The sequence below is a fragment of the Cytobacillus sp. NJ13 genome (assembly GCA_030348385.1).
GTDB lineage: Bacteria > Bacillota > Bacilli > Bacillales > Cytobacillaceae > Cytobacillus.
Genome location: JAUCFP010000006.1, coordinates 3,861,955 through 3,883,355, shown reverse-complemented (window position 1 = coordinate 3,883,355; position 21,401 = coordinate 3,861,955). Strand labels below are relative to the sequence as shown.

21 protein-coding genes are annotated in these 21,401 nt (G+C 40.8%); 5 read left to right on the top strand and 16 right to left on the bottom strand.

Annotated features, from left to right (window positions below; genetic code table 11):
* Positions 1–17: 17 nt before the first annotated feature.
* The 14 genes from QUF73_19375 to QUF73_19310 all read right to left on the bottom strand — a co-directional run bounded on the left by QUF73_19375 (position 18) and on the right by QUF73_19310 (position 13,220).
* Complete coding sequence (locus QUF73_19375) at positions 18–986, bottom strand: methyl-accepting chemotaxis protein (GenBank protein MDM5228290.1); 969 nt, start codon at positions 984–986, stop codon at positions 18–20.
* A gap of 242 nt (positions 987–1,228) precedes the next feature.
* Positions 1,229–1,495 (bottom strand): phosphocarrier protein HPr, encoded by a 267-nt coding sequence (locus tag QUF73_19370; GenBank protein MDM5228289.1) that lies wholly within the window; start codon positions 1,493–1,495, stop codon positions 1,229–1,231.
* A gap of 39 nt (positions 1,496–1,534) precedes the next feature.
* The gene (gene lpdA / locus QUF73_19365; protein MDM5228288.1) at positions 1,535–2,935 is read right to left on the bottom strand and encodes a dihydrolipoyl dehydrogenase; all 1,401 of its coding nucleotides are present in this window, start codon (positions 2,933–2,935) and stop codon (positions 1,535–1,537) included.
* Between the two features lie 13 nt (positions 2,936–2,948).
* Positions 2,949–4,286, bottom strand: coding sequence for a dihydrolipoamide acetyltransferase family protein (locus QUF73_19360; protein ID MDM5228287.1), 1,338 nt, complete (start codon positions 4,284–4,286; stop codon positions 2,949–2,951).
* A gap of 16 nt (positions 4,287–4,302) precedes the next feature.
* Positions 4,303–5,301 carry an alpha-ketoacid dehydrogenase subunit beta gene (locus QUF73_19355; protein MDM5228286.1) on the bottom strand — a complete coding sequence of 333 codons (999 nt, stop codon included), beginning with the start codon at positions 5,299–5,301 and terminating at the stop codon, positions 4,303–4,305.
* 8 nt (positions 5,302–5,309) lie between these two features.
* Positions 5,310–6,296, bottom strand: a complete 987-nt coding sequence (locus tag QUF73_19350) for a thiamine pyrophosphate-dependent dehydrogenase E1 component subunit alpha (GenBank protein ID MDM5228285.1) — start codon at positions 6,294–6,296, stop codon at positions 5,310–5,312.
* A gap of 157 nt (positions 6,297–6,453) precedes the next feature.
* Positions 6,454–6,807: a PTS glucitol/sorbitol transporter subunit IIA gene (locus QUF73_19345; GenBank protein ID MDM5228284.1), complete on the bottom strand. Its 354-nt coding sequence runs from the start codon at positions 6,805–6,807 to the stop codon at positions 6,454–6,456.
* 20 nt (positions 6,808–6,827) lie between these two features.
* A complete protein-coding gene (locus QUF73_19340) occupies positions 6,828–8,120 on the bottom strand; it encodes an SAF domain-containing protein (GenBank protein ID MDM5228283.1) in 1,293 nt (430 codons plus the stop codon).
* Between the two features lie 250 nt (positions 8,121–8,370).
* A complete protein-coding gene (locus tag QUF73_19335) occupies positions 8,371–9,309 on the bottom strand; it encodes a sugar-binding transcriptional regulator (protein MDM5228282.1) in 939 nt (312 codons plus the stop codon).
* Positions 9,310–9,452: 143 nt separating this feature from the next.
* Positions 9,453–10,466 (bottom strand): PTS glucitol/sorbitol transporter subunit IIB, encoded by a 1,014-nt coding sequence (locus tag QUF73_19330; protein ID MDM5228281.1) that lies wholly within the window; start codon positions 10,464–10,466, stop codon positions 9,453–9,455.
* Positions 10,467–10,478: 12 nt separating this feature from the next.
* Positions 10,479–11,006, bottom strand: a complete 528-nt coding sequence (locus QUF73_19325; GenBank protein ID MDM5228280.1) for a PTS glucitol/sorbitol transporter subunit IIC — start codon at positions 11,004–11,006, stop codon at positions 10,479–10,481.
* A gap of 14 nt (positions 11,007–11,020) precedes the next feature.
* The gene (locus tag QUF73_19320) at positions 11,021–11,446 is read right to left on the bottom strand and encodes a transcriptional regulator GutM (GenBank protein ID MDM5228279.1); all 426 of its coding nucleotides are present in this window, start codon (positions 11,444–11,446) and stop codon (positions 11,021–11,023) included.
* Positions 11,447–11,787: 341 nt separating this feature from the next.
* The gene (locus QUF73_19315; GenBank protein MDM5228278.1) at positions 11,788–12,120 is read right to left on the bottom strand and encodes a bh protein; all 333 of its coding nucleotides are present in this window, start codon (positions 12,118–12,120) and stop codon (positions 11,788–11,790) included.
* A 119-nt stretch (positions 12,121–12,239) separates the two neighbouring features.
* Positions 12,240–13,220, bottom strand: a complete 981-nt coding sequence (locus tag QUF73_19310; GenBank protein ID MDM5228277.1) for a sugar-binding transcriptional regulator — start codon at positions 13,218–13,220, stop codon at positions 12,240–12,242.
* Between the two features lie 298 nt (positions 13,221–13,518).
* Between QUF73_19310 and QUF73_19305 the strand changes: the two genes are divergently transcribed.
* From QUF73_19305 to QUF73_19285, 5 genes are read left to right on the top strand one after another with little or no spacing between them, the layout of a single operon-like run.
* Positions 13,519–15,561 carry a BglG family transcription antiterminator gene (locus QUF73_19305; GenBank protein ID MDM5228276.1) on the top strand — a complete coding sequence of 681 codons (2,043 nt, stop codon included), beginning with the start codon at positions 13,519–13,521 and terminating at the stop codon, positions 15,559–15,561.
* Positions 15,562–15,580: 19 nt separating this feature from the next.
* Positions 15,581–16,039, top strand: a complete 459-nt coding sequence (locus QUF73_19300) for a PTS sugar transporter subunit IIA (protein MDM5228275.1) — start codon at positions 15,581–15,583, stop codon at positions 16,037–16,039.
* 36 nt (positions 16,040–16,075) lie between these two features.
* A complete protein-coding gene (locus QUF73_19295) occupies positions 16,076–17,434 on the top strand; it encodes a PTS transporter subunit IIC (GenBank protein MDM5228274.1) in 1,359 nt (452 codons plus the stop codon).
* Between the two features lie 30 nt (positions 17,435–17,464).
* Positions 17,465–18,133: an L-ribulose-5-phosphate 4-epimerase gene (locus QUF73_19290; protein ID MDM5228273.1), complete on the top strand. Its 669-nt coding sequence runs from the start codon at positions 17,465–17,467 to the stop codon at positions 18,131–18,133.
* Positions 18,134–18,147: 14 nt separating this feature from the next.
* The gene (locus QUF73_19285) at positions 18,148–18,432 is read left to right on the top strand and encodes a PTS sugar transporter subunit IIB (GenBank protein ID MDM5228272.1); all 285 of its coding nucleotides are present in this window, start codon (positions 18,148–18,150) and stop codon (positions 18,430–18,432) included.
* A 106-nt stretch (positions 18,433–18,538) separates the two neighbouring features.
* On the opposite strand, the gene QUF73_19280 is transcribed toward QUF73_19285, so the two are convergent.
* The gene (locus tag QUF73_19280) at positions 18,539–19,996 is read right to left on the bottom strand and encodes a CoA-acylating methylmalonate-semialdehyde dehydrogenase (GenBank protein ID MDM5228271.1); all 1,458 of its coding nucleotides are present in this window, start codon (positions 19,994–19,996) and stop codon (positions 18,539–18,541) included.
* Between the two features lie 48 nt (positions 19,997–20,044).
* Positions 20,045–21,397: a GntP family permease gene (locus QUF73_19275; protein ID MDM5228270.1), complete on the bottom strand. Its 1,353-nt coding sequence runs from the start codon at positions 21,395–21,397 to the stop codon at positions 20,045–20,047.
* Positions 21,398–21,401: the final 4 nt, after the last annotated feature.

Here is a 21,401-nt window from a genome sequence, read left to right as displayed (position 1 = left end):
TGACCCCTCTTGAAAACTTAGTAATTTACCGCCTTAACCTGCGAGATGGCACCTTCCAGCTTCTCGTCAACGATCCTTGCATCGTCAATATGCCTCTGGATTAGTTCTTTTACTTGATCAAAAACATACTTCGTTTCTGAAATCTCATCGGCCACCTCCTGGGAATACCCCTTCTGAATATTTATCATTTCAATCACTTCACTGACTTCTGATTCCACCGTATGGATGATGTTGGTGATTGAGTCAATTTTGCTGGTAGTTTGCCCGCTGAGGGACATGCCATCTTTAATTAATTCAGTGCTTGCGACTGTTGAGTTCAGTGTTGCTTCAATATCGTCCTGAATATTTTTTGTCAGGGAACTGATATTAGCCGTGCTCGTCGCTGTACTTTCGGCCAGCTTCCGGACCTCATCCGCTACCACTGCAAATCCTTTTCCCTGCTCGCCTGCGCGCGCCGCTTCAATGGATGCATTTAGTGCCAGGAGATTTGTTTGTTCCGCGATATCTTTAATGACCTGAACAATCATCTCAATTTCTTTTGACCTTTTGCTCAGCGCCTCCATCTTCTGTGAATTCACTTCTAATTGCTCTCCCAGCTGCTTAATCAGCTGTTCAGACTTGCTGACTGATCCGCGGCCTTCCTCCGAGCTTTTCACCATCTCTTTTGCAGATTGGATCAGGTTTTCCCCTTTATCCGATAAAGTGAGGCTGTTTGTAAAAGTGGCTTCACTATGTCTTTTTACGTTTTCAAAACCGTCTTTAATTTTCAGAACCAGGTCTCCCAGCATGTAATGCTGCCCATTGACAATCTCATGCTGGCTCACCGTATTCGTCAAATCTTCATTAAAAGAATGGATCAGTGTCTGATAATATTTTTCCCTGCGCTGAAACTCTTCTTCTGCAGCCTGAATTTTTGATTCCAGTTCCCGCTTTTCTTCCTCCAGCTGCTTCAACTTTCCTATTCCGAACATCATTGATCTCCCCATCTCATATATACTCCTTTATTATATCGACAGAAAACGTGAAATTTTGTGACCTTTTGCACTCTTTTTTCATTACTAATAGTTCTTTTTATTTATACTTTAGATTATCTGCATAAAACTACGGCAAAAATAACTTTTAACAACTGGAGCTGCGTGCCTATGCCAGTTTTAGTTAACCATTAAGACACAAAAAAAGGAACATGTTAAAAACACGTTCCTTTCCAGATATCAGTATTTACCTTTAACTATTCTGCAAGCTTTTGGTCCCTTAATAGAGCCGTTAAATTTTTTATTGCGTCTTCCTGATCTTCACCTTCTGCTGTAATTGTTATCACTGCACCTTTGGGAATTCCAAGTGACATCACACCCATAATCGATTTCAAATTAACAGCTTTTTCTTTATAGCCCAACTTTATCTCAGAATCATGCTTACTTGCTGCCTGTACCAGGACCGTTGCCGGCCTTGCATGAATTCCGGTTTCATCGATAACCGTAAAAGTTTTTTCTATCATTTTCCGTATTTCACCCTTTTAGAATATTTTATTATTTATTTAGGTAAGCACCTTTTGAGGATTGTTTAATTTGTTTTTTGCTTTGACAGCTGCTTCAAAAAAGGCTTCGGACAAAGATGGATGGGGATGAATCATTTTCGCAGCTTCGTCAATGGTTCCTTCGAGGTACATAAAAGCAGAGGCCTCAGCAATTAATTCTGTAACGTGTGAGCCAGCCATAACTGCTCCGATAATTTCTCCGTATTTTGCTTCGTATATAATTTTTGTAAATCCCTCTGGCTCACCGGCACTTAAGGCTTTACCCACTCCTGAAAAATCAAACCTTTCAACTCTTACATCCAGCCCTTGCTTTCGTGCTTCGTCCTCTGTTAATCCTACAGATGCAATTTCAGGAAGTGTATAGATACATCGCGGCATCACTTTAAAGTCAACTTTTTCGTTTCCTCCTGCAGCATTGGCAGCAGCCGTCACCCCTTCAGCACTTGCAGCATGAGCTAATTGCCAGCCGCCAATAATGTCACCGACAGCATAGACATTCGGTAAGCTTGTTTCCAATCGATCATTAACCTTTATAAATGGCCCATTCTGTTCAATGTTTACTTCTTTAGATGCTGAAAGATTTGGACGGCGGCCAGTGCATACCAGTAGAGCCGCTGCTTCAAATGAAACTGTATTTCCTTTTGAATCACTGCATTTTACCTGTTTTAAACCGCCGGCCTCATTTACATCCTGGACATTGACGCAAGTATGAATTTTGACGCCTTTCTTTTTTAATGATTTCGTCAGGAATTTAGAAGCCTCACTATCTTCAGAAGGCACAATCTGGCTGCCTGCTTCTATAATTGTTACATCTGATTTTAGAGATGCGAAAATTGTTGCAAATTCAACTCCAATTACTCCGCCGCCAATAATAATCACCGATTCGGGTATCTCTTCCAAATCAAAAATCGTGTCACTCGTTTCGTATTGAACTGCTTCCAGCCCTGGAATTCTTGGAATAGCTGGAGATGACCCTGTAGCAAGAATCACCTTTTCGGACATAAGCACTTTTTCTCCGGAACCCATTGTTACTTTTATATTTCCATCTTTTTGGATTGATCCAAACCCATTATAAACATCTATTTTCCCTTGTTTGAGCAGATAGGAAATTCCGTTGCGCAAACGATTAATGACTTCATCTTTTCTTTGTTTCATTTTACTGATAGATAAAGTTAACGAACCTGACTCGATTCCCCAATCCCTGGCTTTTTCAATCTGTTCAATTATTTCCGAGTGTTTTAGATAGGTCTTAGAGGGGATACATCCTCTATTTAAACAGGTTCCTCCAAGAGAATCAGCTTCAATGACCGCTGTCTTCTTACCCAGTTCCGCAGCATGGAGGGCAGCAACGTAACCTCCAGGCCCTCCTCCTATTACAATCACATCATATGTTTTATCCACATCCTCCACCTCCCTACACCAATAACTCGAATGGATTTTCAAGAATATACTTTAATTCTGTGAGGAAAGCTGCCGCCGGGGCACCATCCATTGCACGATGATCGAAGGAAAGACTCAATGTCATCATTGGACGTACGGCCAAACTGCCCTCAACTGCTACAGGCTTATCCAAAATTCGCCCAACTCCCAGGATGGCACTCTCTGGCTGATTAATGATCGGTGTAAATGCATCAATTGAATACATACCCAAGTTGCTGATTGTAAAGGTTGAGCCCTTCAGCTGATTCGGATGCAATTTATTTTCACGGGCAAGTTTGCCTGCCTCTTTGGCATCTTCAGTAATTTGTGCCAGCCCTTTTTCATTAATATCCTTGATAACAGGAACCATAAGTCCATCTTCAACAGCCACTGCAAGGCCAATGTGAACTTGTTCATGCTGGATGATTTCCTCTCCCTCAATGGAAACATTGACTCCCAGGTGTCTTGAAAGTGCCGTTCCCGCTGCTTTAATTAAAATATCTGTAAAAGACAAACGCAGCCCAGTCTGTTTTTCAATGACAGGCAATAACGAGGTCCTGAGTTCCTTGACTTTTGACATATCTGCATCAGTAGTCAGTGTCACATGCGGAGCTGTATTTACACTTTCAGACATTCTTTTAGCTATAATCTTTCTCATTCCAGACATCTGTCTGCGATTCGGCTCTACAGCTGCTGTACTGGAGGTTCTCTTAATTACGGCTGTGGAAACGTCACTTTTTATAATCTTGCCATTCACACCGCTGCCTTGAAGGTTATTTAAAGGAACTTGTTCCGAAGCAGCCATTTTACGTGCAAGCGGTGTTGCCTTTGGTAAAGAGTATGCTGTATGAGCCAATACGTCCCTTTTTTGGATCCGTCCCTTTGGACCGCTTCCCTGGATAAATACTAACTCTACATCGTTCATCCGTGCTTGCTTACGTGCTGCAGGTGTTGCCCGTATCTTTTCATGATTATTAGCTGCTGCAGCTTCTAAAGATACTTCCTCTTTTTCCGGAACAAAATCTTCAGCAGGACCTTGGCTACCCGCTTCTGTATCTCCTGAAATTCCTGGAGAAGTCTGAGGTACTTCTTCGTCTTTTTCTCCAATGTACCCAATTATCTGGTTAACAGGGACCTGATCATCTTCATGAAAATATTTTTTCAGCAAAACCCCCTGATCGTATGCCTCTACTTCAATATTAATTTTATCGGTCATGATTTCAAAAAGCGGTTCGCCAATCTCTATAGAGTCCCCTTCTTCTTTAAACCATTGAAGGAGAGTCCCGACTTCCATGGTACTGCTGAGTTTAGGCATAAATATTTCTTTAGCCACCGTATCCCCCTCCTTCTTATTTGTACTTTACTGTTTCTTTTACAGCATCGATGATGTCTGGCACCTGAGGTATTGCAGCTTTTTCCAGTTTAGGATTGTACGGTATAGGAACCTCCTTGCCCCCAAGGCGTTTTATTGGGGAATCCAGATAGTCAAAGGCCTCACTCTCGGCTATTACACTGACTATCTCCCCGCCAATTCCTCCGCGCTGAACTGCTTCGTGCACAACTATTAATCTGCCGGTCTTTTTCACTGAATTAATAATGGTTTCTTTATCCAGCGGCACGATGGTTCTTGGATCAATAACTTCTGCACTGATGCCCTCTTTTTCGAGTTCAGCTGCTGCTTCAAGCGCCTTATGGACCATAATGGCAGTAGCAACGATGGTGACATCGGTGCCTTCATGCTTAATATCTGCCTTGCCCAGTTCAATTGAATATGATTCTTCCGGAACGTGAGAAGATGTTTTATAAAGGAGTTTATGTTCATAAAAAATAACAGGGTTATCATCATCAATCGCGGCTTTTAACAATCCTTTTACATCGTAGGCTGTGGAAGGCTGAACTACTTTTAATCCGGGAATATGGGCCATCCAAGCTTCAAGACTTTGTGAATGCTGGGCAGCCGCTCCTGTTCCGGAGCCTGCAGGGGTTCTTAAAACCATTGGCACCTTTCCCTTGCCGCCAAACATATAACGGGTTTTTGCAGCTTGATTAACCATTTGATCCATGGCAATGGTAATAAAATCGGAGAACTGAAGTTCTAAAATAGGGCGCATTCCTGTTAAAGCAGAACCAACTGCTGCACCTGCTATAGCTGCCTCAGATATTGGCGTATTGCGAACACGCTCCGGTCCGAACTCTTCTATCATCCCGCGGGTAACTCCAAAAGCTCCTCCATAAACACCAATATCTTCGCCAAGGATAAATACATCTTCGTTTTGCCGCATCTCCTGGCTCATTGCCTCACGAACCGCTTCCAAATAAGTAATCTCTCTAACTGCCACTTTATTCATCCCCCTCTTTAGGCATATACATCTTCAAGTAAGCTATCCATTGATGGTTCTGGACTATTTTCTGCAAACTTTACTGCCTCTTCTATGGCCTGGTATGCTTCATCCTGCAGCTGCTTTGCCTCTTCTTCAGTAAAGACTTCTGCATTGATCAGTGTTTCTTTAAAGCGCTTAATGCCATCCTTTGCTCTCCACTCCTGCTCTTCTTCACGGGTGCGGTATTTTTTGGCATCACTCTTGGAATGTCCCTTCCAGCGGTACGTTTTCATCTCAATTAAAGTAGGTCCTGAACCAGCGCGTGCATTTTCCACCGCTTCATTTACTGTATTGATAATTTCAATCATGTCATTCCCGTCAACGACTTTTCCTGGTATGCCATATGCCCCAGCGCGATCTGCTATATTTTCAATTCTGGTCATCTCTTTTACCGGTCCTGACATACCATACTGGTTATTCTCGCATATAAACACAACGGGAAGATCCCAGATAGCCGCAAGATTAACAGATTCATGGAAACTTCCTTCATTTGAAGCTCCATCTCCAAAGAAACAAAGCACAACATAATTTTCCTTTTTCATTTTTGAAGTTAAAGCTGCTCCAACAGCCAGAGGCAGGCCGCCTCCAACGATGCCGTTTGCCCCAAGGTTGCCTTTTTCCAGATCCGCAATATGCATTGAGCCGCCCTTTCCTTTACAATAGCCTGTTTCACGGCCAAAGAGCTCCGCCATCATTTTATTGACGTCCCCTTCTTTGGAAATACAGTGCCCATGTCCCCGATGTGTACTTACAATTTTGTCCTTTCTACCGATAACAGCAATTGAACCTGCAGCAGAGGCTTCCTGACCAACACATAAATGTGTGGTTCCATGAATCATCCCTTTAGCAAAGAACTGATCCACTTTTTCATCAAAGTATCGAATCATCCACATTTCTTTATACAAATCTTTTAACTTTTCTTCCGTAATCATTTTAGGCAGCTCTAAGTTTTTCACTTTCATTTTTCATCCTCCTTTTACATTTGTTCATATATGTTACATTTGTAAAAATCATATAATCTAAACAACAATTAGTCAAGTGTGAATAAAAAAGGGAGAAAGGGAAAATGTTAAATCTTTTCCTCCTTCACCCTTTAAATAAGTTCATTAACTATTGAGATTAATTGAAAGTAATTACCGTTCCATCCTGAATAGCAGGAAATTTATGAGGTGAAGCGAACACTGCCCCTGGCAGTACATCCTCTAATGGCTCCTGAAAATAAATTGAAATATGCCCCAGTTCTTTAAAGTTTTTATTGGCTTGAGATCCGAGCGCTGTGATTGTAAAGGATTCATTATCAAACGAAATAGTTCCGCCGGCTTTTAATGGCTCATCTGTTACACTTTCAATCTCATGAATTACTGCCAATTCCCTTAGTTCTTTTGGTGCCTGAGGGCCGAATAAAATTACAATCCTGTCTTCTTTGAAGGTTGGCACTAGCACTCCAATTTCTTTTACAACTGTTTTTGTCACCTTATTAACCTCCATTAACCTTACTTTTGTTTATTTTTATAGTGTGTAACAGGGCTTTTCTCTGGATTTAATGTAAAAAGCTGATCCTGGAGAGATCTTAGTTTCCAGACAGTTGTTTCCTTGTCTAACTCAACATCTTCCTGAGTTAAGAATTGACCCGTTTTAATGTCTTTTTTCGCAACGACTTTTCCGCTGATAAGTCCAATAGGAATATGGCCATTGGTTTTCATATCAGAATGTGTCTCCAGAACTCCTCGAACAGAGTATCCGCCAATTCCATCAACGGACTCTCCAGCTTTGATATCCCGTTTTGCTACGGCCACTGTTTCGGATACAGGCGCTCCAAGCGGATGAATAGAAGAGTCATGCTGAAGAACAGCCTTTGCGATTGTGACCGGTGTTTCTAAACTTGCAAGATGATATGGACGGTACAGTGTGTAATGCGGCCCGTTTCCTACTTTTAAATAGCGTAATTCTTCATCAACTGGCTCCAGCTCACTTTTTACAATGACGAATACACCTGGTGCAAGACCATCTACATATTCAACAACTCCAAAGTTATTTAATACACCGCCATTTTCTTTAAGATTCAGCTTATCAGCTACATCTTCAAGTGTTGCAGAAACCCCATGCATTCCAGTCAGATCAGGAATTAATCCAGTGGCATTACTAAGCAAATTCATTTCTGCCATCGTTTTTGTTCCATCCTGGAATGCTGCGAGCATATGAGCACTCATATGTTTTCTTTGAGCCTCTTCTTTGCAAACGTCTGGATTGGAAAGAGGGTTTAATTTGTTATTTTTTCCTTTTCCAGCAACTAATACTTCTAGGCCCATTGTTTTTGCAAATTCATAAAGTTCAAGGGTCGCAGCTGGTTCATCACCTGCTGAACCAGTGTAAATCAGTCCTGCATTATTAAAGAGCTGATACATAACCGATCCTATAGTTATATCCACTTCAACATTTAGAAGAACGAGGTGTTTTTTAGACCTTAATGCTTCCAGGGAGATATTTGCACCAACTTCAGGAACCCCGGTCGCATCAACAATTACTTCCACATCTCTTGATTGAATGACTTCACGGTAGTCGCTTGTTACTAAAACCGGATTTCTTTTTTTAGATTGGGAGTTATAGCAGTCTGCTGCCTTGCGTGCAGCCTCAGTATTTACGTCACATACTCCTGTTACGATCATTCCAGGAATCCTTGAGATTTGTGCAATCATACCGAATCCCATTTGCCCTGCACCTATAACCCCCACTCGGATAGGAGCGTTTTCTCGTTCACGTGTCAATAGTTGCTGATAAATAGACATTTTCTAGACCTCCAGTTTTTTGTATTATAGCGCTTACATTTTCACCGTGCAGACAAATCATATCATTTGTTACCATCAGTAACATTTAAATAAAATAATTAACATTTGTGAATTTAATTATCATTTGTTCCTACAATGCAAGTTTAAGCCTCGATACAACGGATGTCAAGTAAGAACTTTCGAAAAATTTATTAAATTAATAATTCTATATAAAAGATGAGCTACGCTGAATGAACAGCATAGCTCTCAATTATGTAAGAAGCCCTTTTGCCGTAGCTTCATCTGTTATTAGAACGTCAATCAATTTACCTTCGAGTGAAGCCTTAATAGCTCCAACCTTTTCCAGCCCAGAAGCTACTCCTATCACGAGCGGTATTTGACTTAATTTTTCAAGTTCCAGGGATATTACTCTATCATTCCACGGGTTTTGCACAGGTTTACCGAATTTGTTAATAAAGTTATAGCAAATATCTCCCACTATTTCTGAATTACATGTAATAGACTCATGATCTGGTCCCAGATAGGATTTCACCATAGTTGAATGCTCAGGCTTTCCTCCTATCCCTACCACAGCGATATCAGATTGGGCCGCTAAATCAAATGTGCTTTTTATTGACGGCTGTCTCATCAGAATTTCCTTAGCTTCCTTTGTATCCACCATTACAGGAATGTGCAGCAGTTTATAGTTAGCCTGAAGTATTGAGCCCACTTTGGCCACAATGGAGTTAGAATGAATATCCACATTCTCGTTTCCAACCCCCCCTACTAAAGGCACTACCGTTAATTCAGGGTATACTTGTGGCGAATGAAGCACTTTAGCTACTTCATTTAATGTAGTTCCTGATGAAAAACTAATAATCTGTCCGTCCCGGATGACTCTCTGCAGAAAATCACTTACTGCTTCACCTAACTGCCTTTTTGACGATTCTTGCCCGACACTTTCAATACAAACTACTTCACGGATATTGTATAAAAGCTCAACTCTTCTTTCTAACTGACTAAACTGCTGCAGGCCTTCCTCATGAATGGTTATTTCAACAATCCCCAAATCTCTTGCTTTGGTTAAATATTTTGAAATCAGGGATCTGCTGACACCGATTTTCTGTGCAATTTCTGATTGAGTAGCGCCTTCGTTATAATACATTTGTGCTACCTTTACTAAAATTCTCCGATTATCCAGCGTAATCATATTTCCTCCTCTATTGGAAATTCCTATTCTGATTAGATTTTACTTAAAAACACTTCAAATTAGAATAAACAAGAGAAAACTATGCATCAAAGGCACAATTACTTGGCTCATTTTTGCATAGTTTCTGAGTCCTTTTAAAAATTTTAATACATACCGAAGCTCGCAAAGTAGGCAATTACAACTGATAATACCCCTGTTATCAATCTGCTGTAAAGTACCGCAGGAACCCCGTATCTTACCGTTTCCGGCTTAGCTTCTCCAAGTGACAGACCAACAGGAATGAAGTCGCAGCCTACTTGCCCATTAATGGCGAATAGTGCTGGCAGAGCATAGGCCGGCGGAATGTTCCCCATTGCAATCTGACTCCCAATTAGAACACCCACTACCTGTGCAATAACTGCTCCGGGTCCCAGGACAGGAGATAAAAATGGGATTGTACATACAATAACAATCACTAACAGTCCCCAGATTGAGCTGGCTAATGGGGATAGAGAGTTCGCAATCACATCGCCAATTCCTGTATAGTTTATGATACCAATAAGCATACTTACAAAAGCCATAAAAGGGATGATGTTCTTTATTAGCATATCAACCGTATCACGGCCAGCCTGATAGAATGTCCCAGTGACATTCCCAATCCCTTTAGAAAACTTAAGAAGAAAGTTATCTCCATTGTTTGCGTTCTCTTTCTTCAGCTGGTCATAATCTTCTTTAAATTTTTCTTTATCTTTCGTATTAAATTTAGGCTCATCTGCAGCTTCCTGCGCCCCGGCAACTTCATCGTAGTCTTCTGCTAATGTAATATCTTTTACAGTTACACCAGAAACAAAGATATCTTCCGTAATATATTTTGAAAGCGGGCCCGATGGAGAAGATGGCAATACATCAACTGTAGGAATCCGCTTCATAGGATAAACGCCAATACGAGCAGTTCCACCGCAGTCAATGACCACACACATCATTTCTTCTTCAGGATATGACCCATTAAAACCATCAACAGCCTGAGTGCCAGTCAGTTCGGCAATTCTTTTTGCAACAGGGTGGATGCCGCCGCCAGTAATAGAAACAACTTTATTCTTCTTTCCCTTAGGCTGAATATGAAGACCGATGCCCCATCCGCCTGATCCTTTTGCAACAAATACTGTACGCTCACTCATTTGGATCCCCCCTTATTGTACTCCTGCTTCTTTTTTAGCTAAGTAATTCGTAATTAACTCTGTTACTATGCCGCGTATCAAAATGATAACAATCCCTACTAAAAAGTAACGCACAGCCAAATCCGCTACTGGAAGACCCAGCTCCTTTATTCCATTTGCAATTCCCAGATAAACAAAAAGCTCACCAGCGTTAGCATAAGGAAATAAACCAGTTACAGGATGAACAAATGATACGGCTGAATCATAGAATGCAGGCTTTTGCTTTTCAGGCAGGAACCGGCCAAAAGTGTATGCCATCGGATTGGTTAATAATAATACGGATAAAACCGGCATTAATGTATATCGCAGCAATCGGTATTTTGCCGCAAATTGAATGATTCGAGTTACTCTATCTTCACCTACGAATTTCATGATTGCATAGGTAAAGGTCAATAGTACAACCAGGGTTGGGACTATTCCAGTAAATAATCCCATAAATGTTTCTCCACCAGCATTAAACATTCCAATGAAATGTTCTCCAAACCATTTTACCCATTCCATAATTCTTTCCCCCTTTAATGTTCACTCGAAATTTTACTTTTTGAAATAGATAACAGGGCTGATTCCCCAGCTTTCGCCAATGCCTTCCAATAGGACGGTATGCCCCTATCCTTTTTATTTATTGATTTCTCCTTTACCGTTTTCAAGATTTCTCCTACATGACTGCCTTTATATGAATCTAATGGTTTAAACTTCGTAAAAATCGTCATTCCTTTTAACATGCAGCACTCATGGATCATGTAATCCCGGTCTACTACCATAATGACGATCGCACCTGGACCGAATTTTGATCTTTCCATACCGGAAAATACAAAATAACCGTCTGCCCCTTTATAATTACTGATGATTTTGTCGAGACTCTTCTTATAATATTTAATCTGAACAAGCGAAAGGGCATGTTGAATAATTAGAATTGCACATAAAATCACAACGAGTTTCACAGAATTCCTCCTTACTAAAAATTTGCAATAATTTTAACTTTAATAGTAACCGCTTACATTTTAAAGACAAATAAACCGTCGGAACAAATGTTCAATCCCTAGACAATGATACCGGTTGTTTCACAAATGACACACATCGTTGCATTTGTTATGTAATAAGAATAATTTAAATGGTCAGTACTGTCAATGAATTTTTATACTTATCTGAAATTTTAAGGAACCATCTAATCAGTGCTTGATCAATAAATTAGCTGCCTAAACATCCTATAACAATAAAACAGGCTGATACAGAGCTGCATTAAGACAGCCTGTTATCAGCCTTTGCCGGAAAGAATGAAATATTATTCTCCCTTTATTTTTTTATAGGATTCTTTTGTTTCACTCAAATACTTCATTAGACGGTATGGTTTGCTTAGTACTCTTTTTGGCAAGTCCTCTGCTAATTTGTTGGGATTGTTTTTTAATTCCTGGGATAATCTAAATGGTTTTGAAGTAATTCTTTTATAAACTTCCTTATATAATTCTCTTTTGAAGTCCATATTCATTTCATTCGTACGTTTACAATTGTCACATTGAATCTTATTGATTTTCCCATTTAAATATCTAACATGATGCAGGGTTTCATCTAAACATTTTGAACAAAATAGGTAGGTATCAGTTTCTGAAATTTTCATCTATACTCTTCTCCTTATTAAGGATTCTAAAATTCCTGAATACCATTTATCTTTAATATATGAATAATTTTCATATTAAAATCAATAATCTAATTATATTATATACAGAAAACTTCAGGTCAGACACTGTTCTGTTCAGAACTTTTCTCTGCGCTTTCATATTTATTTATTACAGCGCTTGCCGTCTTTTCATCAATTATCAATACATTAATAAATTGGCCATGCAATGCTCCCAGAACACTTTCTGCTTTTTGCTGCCCCTCCACAAGAGCAATAACTGTGTCTATATTCTTTAATTCCTCCAGTGATATTCCAATAACCCTTTTATTTATAGTATCATCCACCTGTATGCCCTGGCTGTTGTAAAATCTGAAGCCAATATCGCCTACTACCCCCAGCCTCTGCAGCTGTGACAAGTCCTCCTCTTTTAAATATCCTATCTTCATTAAAGTAGATTCTTTGTGTGGATTTCCAATCCCAATAATTGCCATGTCTACGTTTCGGCCGCTCTGTAATACAAGTTCAATATCCGGCATGGCCATGAGCCTTTCTCTAAGTTCTTCTGTTGCCACAATGGCCGGTGCATATAAATAAGTGCATTGCCCTTTAATTTTCTTCGCCAGTTCATTTGCTAAATGATTAGCATGTATTTCGACTTCCTTAACACCCATTCCTCCTTCTAAAGGAACTACTTGAATATCATTTCTGCGTTCATAGGGATATTCCTGAATTAGGCTGGAGAGTGTGGTGCCCCAGGATATCCCTATACTCTGCACATTTTTAATATTCCGGGATATATACGTGGCTCCAGCCTGACCAATTGCCTGCTTGGCCATCTCTCCCGGCAAATCATTATTGGGTACAACAATAGCACTTTCAAGATTGAAATATTGTTCCAATTTATGTTCCAGTTCCACTGTCATAACACTCTCATCTTTAATGTAGATATTTACAATACCTTCATCTTTTGCTTTTTGAAGCAGCTTTGAAATGACAGGCCTCGAAACTTTTAATTTTTTTGCAACATCCGCCTGTGTCAGACCTTCTTTATAATATAGGTTTGCAACCTTCACCAATTGCCTCTTTTCATGCCAATCCACAAATCATTACCCCTTTAACGCCAAGTATTAAATCATTTTTTGATAGTTTAGGCTATTTTATCATAATCCCTTTTTTAAATAAAAAGGATCGGAAACATCATTTGCCTCTCTTGGTGTAAAAAATAGTCATTGACTATTTGTTTCCAGTCAGGTAAGTTATACAAAAGTTCCACTGCTGAACAATTGTTCAGTGCAGTCTTGAACAAAAGTTTTCGTTTTATAGGATAAAAGTTGTTATGAAAACGATTACAATTAACAAAAGATTTAAAATATAATAAGTCCCAAGGAGGTTATAGAGATGTTCCTTGATGATCGAAGTGTTAATTTACTAAATGTATTAATCCGGACACCTCAAATAAAAAGTAAGGAACTAGAAGAAAAATTAAACCTTAGCAGACGACAAATAGCCTATTCTATCGAGAAGATCAATCAGTGGCTGGGTCTGAAAAATTTATTGCCTATCACCAAAAGCCGCAATGGGAATTTTATTATCGATAAAAAGGTTTTTGACTATTTTTCCATCCATCATTCACATTCTGGACTCCTTGAGGAGTATATTCCTACGGAGAAAGAACGGGCATTATTAATTATTTTATATTTACTTGGCAAAAAGGAAGAAGTATCACTATTCCATATAATTGATCTTTTAAATGTCAGTAAAAATACAGCCATCAAAGATATTAAAGAAGCCTCGGAGTTCCTTGGGAACTATTCTCTGACTATTCATTATTCGAGAACTGAAGGCTATGAGATTAGCGGAGAGGAATTCCAAATCCGTAAATTGTTAATCGTGGTTGTTAAATCTGTATTAAATCTCTTTAATGGGCATAGGTACTTTGAAAAATTTCTGCAATTAGACATTCGCCATATGCGAGAAAAAATAAGATCCATAGAAGAGCTGTTAGAGATCCACTTAACGGATGAAAGCTATGAGAGGTTACCTTATGTCATAGAATTAATTTTTATCAGGATAAATCAAGGGCATTTACTGAGTGAAGACTTTCATGTTGGTATAGAGGAATTAGCTGATACTAAAGAATATATAGCATCCGAAAAGCTATTAAAGGATGAAATGGATATTCCAGTCAGTGAGAGAATATGGCTCACACTTCAGTTATTAACTTCAAATGTTCACTCAGCAGAGATCCTTACAGACCAGCACATACAAGATCTTAAGGCTGCAATAAATGAGGTACTCCTTTTGTTTGAAAAAAAGTCTTGTATTTTCATTGCAGATAAGGATGAGATTCTTGATAAGCTTCTGCTCCATATGAGGCCAGCATATTACCGCATCAAATATCACCTTACTCTTATAGATCATTATTCTTTTGAAATGATCGAGGAATATATGGAATTGCATGAAATGGTTGCCTCTTCAATTGCTCCTCTGGAGGATTTAATCCTAGAACAGTTTCCTCCTGGTGAAATTGCCTTTATTACCATGTTTCTAGCCGGACAGCTTATTAAACAGGGAGAAGAACTCAAAAAAAGGAAGAAAGCCCTGGTAGTTTGCACAAATGGGCTGACCGTTTCCAAAATCATGAGACAAACATTGCGGGAGGTTTTTCCGGAGTTCCACTTTGTTGAGAGTCTATCATTAAGACAATTTCAAGTTTACCAGCTTGAATACGATATTGTGTTTAGCACCATGCCTGTTCAATCAACAAAGCCAGCTTTTTTAATTAATCCTCTTATGACTTTAACCGAAAAAGAAACACTGCGAAATCAAGTAATCAATACCATTGATGAGGCAAGTTATACAACCGTAAATATCAGCAAATTAATGGACACAATTAAAGAGAATGCTATCGTAACAGATGAAATGGCCCTATTAACCTCGTTGTCCAATTTGTTTCAACATAAACAAAGCATAGAGGCTGCAGGAAATAGAAACATTGCCTATGGCTTGAGACAGTTCTTGCCCAGTGAGTTTATCCAAATAAAAGATCGGGCAGAAACCTGGCAGGATGCTATAGTCATTGCATGTGACCCCTTGATAAAAAATAACATTATCAGGCAATCATATGTAAAATCCTTAATTGAAGAAAATGATCATCCGCAGATTTATAGCTTTTTAGGAAACAACATGGCTATCCCTCATGCAGCTCCTGAAAAAGGAGTATCCGCAGATGCCTTCGCCATGCTGATTTTAAAAAATCCAGTTACCTTTGCGAATGGGCACAAGGTATCCATTGTTACACCACTCGCCATTTATAACCAGAACAAGCATCTAAAAGCATTATCCCAATTAGCTGAGCTAACTGAGGATACGGTTAAGATGGAAAGGTTATTAGAAGCGAAAGACGCTGCTGATGCCTGGTTTGCTATAAATGGAAGTTGAATGGGCAGGAGGAAGTAAAATGTTTTTTGATAAGAAAATTACTTTATTTGACTTAGAAGCATGCGACCGTCAGGATGCATTGCGGCAAATGGTAAATTCCCTGCGGTCTGCAAACTTAGTGGCTGCTTCTTTTGAACAAGGAATTATAGAACGTGAGGAGTCCTTTCCAACTGGTTTAGCGGTCGAACCATTCGGGGTGGCAATTCCTCATACAGATGCTGATAAAGTCATAAGTCCGCAAATTGCTTTTGCGTCTCTTAAGAATCCAGTGAAGTTCCTTGTCATGGGTAATAGCGAACAAAAAGAGATAGATGTCTCTCTGATCTTTATGCTGGCTTTAAAGAATCCAGCGGATCAGCTGACAATGCTGCAGCACCTGATGGAGATTATCCAAGACCACACTTTATTATCTAAATTTTCTAACTGCAAAACCCAAAATGAATTTGGAGATTTATTAAAGAAAATTGGCCTGGAATAATCATTTTAAATAATAGAAGAAAAAGGGGGATTTAAAATGTCGGTTCTACAATGGTTTGTTGATCTTGGTGCCAGTGTAATGCTTCCAATTCTTTTGTTTATCTTTGGGATTGTTTTAGGAACAAAGCCTTCAAAAGCTTTTAAAGCTGGTCTAACGGTTGGTATTGGCTTTATTGGGTTAAATCTTGTAATTGGGCTGTTAACAAGCAGCTTAGGACCTGCGGCAAAAGCCATGGTGGATAATTTTGGTTTCCAGCTTGACACAATTGATGTAGGATGGCCTGCTGCCGCTGCTATTTCTTATGGGACCGCTTTAGGAAGTTTGGCAATCCCTTTGGGAATTGGCCTCAATGTGGTCTTGCTGATTACCGGCCTGACAAAAACATTGGACGTTGATATCTGGGATTACTGGCACTGTGCTTTCACAGGCTCTCTTGTATATGCTTTGACGGGAAATTTCGCTCTTGGATTATATACAATTGCCATTCATTTAGTTGTGATCTTCTTCTTAGGGGATTTGATTGCAAAAGATATTGAAAAGTTCTATGGTTTCCCAAAAATCACTTTCCCGCACGGAGCATCGGCACCATCTTACCTTGTCGCAAAGCCATTAAACTGGGTGTTTGACCGAATTCCCGGCTTTAATAAATTAGAAGCTAATCCTGAAACCATTCAAAAAAGATTAGGGATCTTTGGTGATTCGACTGTAATGGGTGTGTTAATCGGTATCGTGATTGGATTCTTGGCAGGGTATAGTGTTAAAGAGGTTATGCAGCTTGCGGTACAAACCGGTGCAGTAATGATGTTAATGCCCCGCATGGTTTCACTGCTTATGGAGGGTCTTGCACCGATCTCTGAAGCAGCAAGCGACTTTGTCAGAAAGCGCATGCCGGGACGTGACCTTTATATCGGTATGGATAGTGCATTATCGGTAGGTCATCCCGCCGTTTTATCTGCATCATTAATTATTGTGCCAATAACACTGTTTTTAGCGGTAATTCTGCCTGGAAATACAGTCTTGCCGTTTGGTGATTTAGCAACCATTCCATTCTTAGTTTGTTTAATGACGCCAGTATTCAGAGGAAATATTATCAGAACTGTTGTCGCTGGAACACTTTATATGGCAGTAGGTCTGCTTATCGCCTCTTGGGCTGCTCCTTTAATCACCGATGCCGCCATAGCGGCGAATTTTGATATGGCTGGGAATTCCAGTATTTCAGCACTCGTTGATGGAGCTGTATGGACGACTTTTATCTTTGTTGGCCTAGCTAAGGTGCTCAGCTGGACAGGAATTACGCTTATTGGTTTAGTCGCCTTTGGAGGTTTAATTTATCTAAATAAAATCAAGCCCAAACGTGAGGCTAAACTTAATAATGATACAGGAGTCAGTTTATAAAAATATCCCTCATTGAAGAAGGTGATCAATATGTACCAGGTTTGGAAACAATTAGTCTGTGATGCCAATAAGGCATTAAAAGACTTGCAACTTGTCAAATGGACCAGCGGAAATGTCAGTTATCGAGACAAAGAGAGTAATAAAGTAATTATTAAGCCGAGTGGGGTTCACTTTGATGTTCTAAAGCCAGAGGATATGGTTGTGCTTGATCTGGATGGGAATGTTGTGGAAGGGAGACTAAAGCCATCAGTAGATACTGCCAGTCACTTGTTTGTTTATCGGAACCGTGATGATATTCATAGCATTGTCCATACGCATTCACCGTTTGCAACCAGCTTTGCCATTCGTGGTTTAGGGATACCATCGTATACTACAACAGCTGCCAATATGTTCAAAGAATGTGTCCCCTGTTCTGATTTTGCAGCGATTGGCGAAGATGAAATCGGCAAACAAATTATTGACCACATTGGTGATTTGCCTGCTGTGCTGCTTCGCAATCATGGAGTCTTTACGGTAGGAAAAGAAATTGAAGACGCATTAAAGGCAGCTGTACTGCTGGAAGAAACGGCAGAATATGCACATTATGCCACATTGCATGAGCCTGATCTCGCGCCACTAAGCAGAGATATTGTTCTTCAATGTAATGATTTCTATAAAACATCGTATGGCCAAAACGAAAAAACCAACAATACTATCTAAAAGGGTGAGGAAAAATGAAAAAATTATTGATTATGTGTGGAACAGGAATTGCTACTTCAACAATTGTAACTGGTAAAGTAAAGTCCTGGCTGGAAGAAAACAACCTGCAAACGAAAGTAAAGTTATATCAATCTAAGATCAGTGAGGAACTCGGCCGGATTGATGAGTATGATATCATCGTTTCCACTACACTTGTTCCGGATAACATTAAAAGCAAAGTCATTGATGGTGTCCCATTATTGACAGGCATTGGGAAAGAAGCCATGTTTGACAAAATTAAAGAGCAAATTCTGGCTTGACATAAATGAAAGCAGCCTGCGAATAGCAGGCTGTTTCTTTTTAATAGAAAACTATGTATCTAACTAAAGAGGCACTTGCATTGCAGGTGCCTCTTCTCTCTTATTTTTACCAGCGTGCCGTCAGCATCTTTCTCCTCGTATAGAATTCCACTCCATCTGTTCCGTTTGCGTGAAGGTCTCCGTAGAACGAATTTTTCCATCCGGAGAATGGGAAGAAGGCCATTGGCGCCGGTACACCGATGTTAACGCCGAGCATGCCGACCTCGATGTTTTCTCTGAAGTAGCGGACGCTGCTTCCGCTGTCAGTGAATAGGCATGCGCCATTTCCGAAGTCTGATTTGTTCGTAAGCTCGATCGCTTCTTCAAGATTTTTTACACGCACAACAGAAAGTACCGGTGCGAAGATTTCTTCTTTCCAGATTTTCATTGATGGGTCAACATGATCAAAAATCGTTGGTCCGATGAAGTATCCATTTTCGTAGAAGGCTTCATCTTTGCGGCCATCACGGACAAGGGTTGCTCCTTCTTTTTCGCCAATTTCAATATAGCCGCTTGTGCGCTCCTTGTTTTCCTGGCGGATGACTGGTCCAAGGAATACATCTTCATCCATTCCGTTCCCAATTGTCAGCTGGCCCGCCTGCTCATTCAATTTCGCTACCAGCTCGTCGGCAACGGAATCCACAGCTACTACTACAGAGCAGGCCATGCATCTTTCGCCTGCTGATCCGTATGCAGCAGCAATAATTTCTTTAACCGCGCCATCAAGGTCTGCATCAGGCATCACGATCGAGTGGTTCTTAGCACCGGCTAGTGCCTGAACACGTTTGCCGTTTGCAGTCGCAGATTTGTAGATATACTCAGCAACAGGCTGGGAGCCAACGAATGAAATCGCCGGAACATCTTTATGATCGATTAAGCTGTTTACCACGTCATGAGCACCATGAACAATATTGAATACACCAGCCGGAAGGCCGGCTTCGGTGAATAGTTCAGCCAGGCGATTTGCCAGGATTGGCGTTCTTTCAGATGGCTTTAACACAAATGTGTTACCGCACGCAATCGCAAGCGGGAACATCCAGCAGGGAACCATCATCGGGAAGTTGAAAGGCGTGATGCCGCCGATGACGCCAACCGGGTAGCGGTACATGCCCGATTCTATATTCGTCGCAATGTCAGGAAGCTGCTTACCCATCATAAGAGATGGCGCTCCTGCAGCAAATTCCACACACTCAATTCCGCGCTGAACCTCACCGTATGCTTCTTTATAGTTCTTGCCGTTTTCCTGTGTAATCAGCTTTGCCAGCTCATCCCAGTTTTCTACTAAAAGCTGCTGATATTTAAACAGAGTTCTGGCTCTCTTTGGAACAGGAGTTTTGCTCCAGGTTTTAAACGCTTCTTTCGCAGCCTGAACAGCTTTATCGACATCTTCTCGTGTGGAAATCGGTGTGCGCGCAAGCTCCTCGCCCGTTGCAGGGTTTGGCACCACTTCGAATTTATCTGTGTTTGCATCTACCCATTCTCCGTTGATAAAGTTCTTTAATACCTTTGTTGTTGTCGCTGTCATAAGTAAAAACTCCTTTCAAAATTAGAAATCTATCAGTCACCCAAACTTTTAAAAAATCGAATATAAGATCACTGCCAGGAATAATACAGCCGTTGGCATCGCTGCACTCAAGATGAAAATTGGCCAATAGGCGCGTTTATGGGTTTCCCCGCATATCGCCCGGATCGTCGTAACGACATAGCCATTATGCGGAAGTGAATCCAGGCCGCCCGAAGCCAGTGCTGAAATCCTGTGCATCGCGCCAGGATCCAGGCCTTGGGCCATATACATAGGCGCCAGAATCGGAAGGGCAATCCCCAAACCGCCTGAAGCCGAACCTGTAATCCCGCAAATCAGTGTAACGGCTATCGCCAGTCCCATTAAGGGAGGTCCCGGAATATTGACCAGAGCATCGACGAATGTATCAAAGGCAGCAACCTGGGCGGCAACACTTCCGAAGCCCACAACCGCACACGTATTAGCCGCGGCGACTAAAGCATCCTGGGCACCTTTTGCCAAAGCCTCCCAAAATCCAACCAGATATTTAATCATCAGTACACATGCCAAAATGATTCCGCTCGTCAGGGAAATTAAAGCGGCAGCCGTCGACGAAGTAAAGTTGGCTGCTGTGTTTAAAATGGCAATAACGGAAGCCAGCGGCAATATCGCCATCAAAACATGCGGGAAGTCCTTCCCTGGAGGAGCAGCATCAGGCCTTTGCATGGACAGCTCCGCTTCCAGAGCAGCCGCCGACTCATTTGCAGCATTGGACGGCTGATTCGGCAAAGAAAATACCTCTCCATTTTGAACCGCCTTTTTCACCATTCGGCTTAGTAAAATACCGCCTGTTATCATTATGATTAATGCCATTAACACTCCAATGATTCCACCCGCAGTCGGCTTTGTTCCGAAAAACTCAGTTGGAATCAAGTTTTGGATTTCCGGCGATCCCGGTGCTGTCATCGTAAACGAAATCGAACCGAACACCAAAGCGGCCGGGATAAAACGATGCGGCAGATTGGCCACTTTAAATAGTGAAACCGCAATTGGGTACACTGCGAAGCCTACGACAAACAAGCTGACGCCGCCATAGGTCATAATCGCTGCTGCGGCCACGACAGCAAATACAGCTCTGGATGGGCCCAGTGTATCCTTAACCCAATTCGCAATACTGTCAGCCGCCTTGGTTACCTGCATAATTTTCCCGAAAACTGCCCCAAGCAGGAAGATTAGGAACCAGGAGTAAAAATAATTTGTAAAGCCTGTCATATAATGCTCTGTCAGGGCAGTCTCAAGGTTAAGTCCTCCTGTAAGAGCAACCACAACTGCGCTGATGATGGCGGCAATAATTATATTTACGCCTTTCATTGTTAAATACATTAATAGAATCAGTGAAGCGATTAACCCCAGAATTCCAATCATCTGA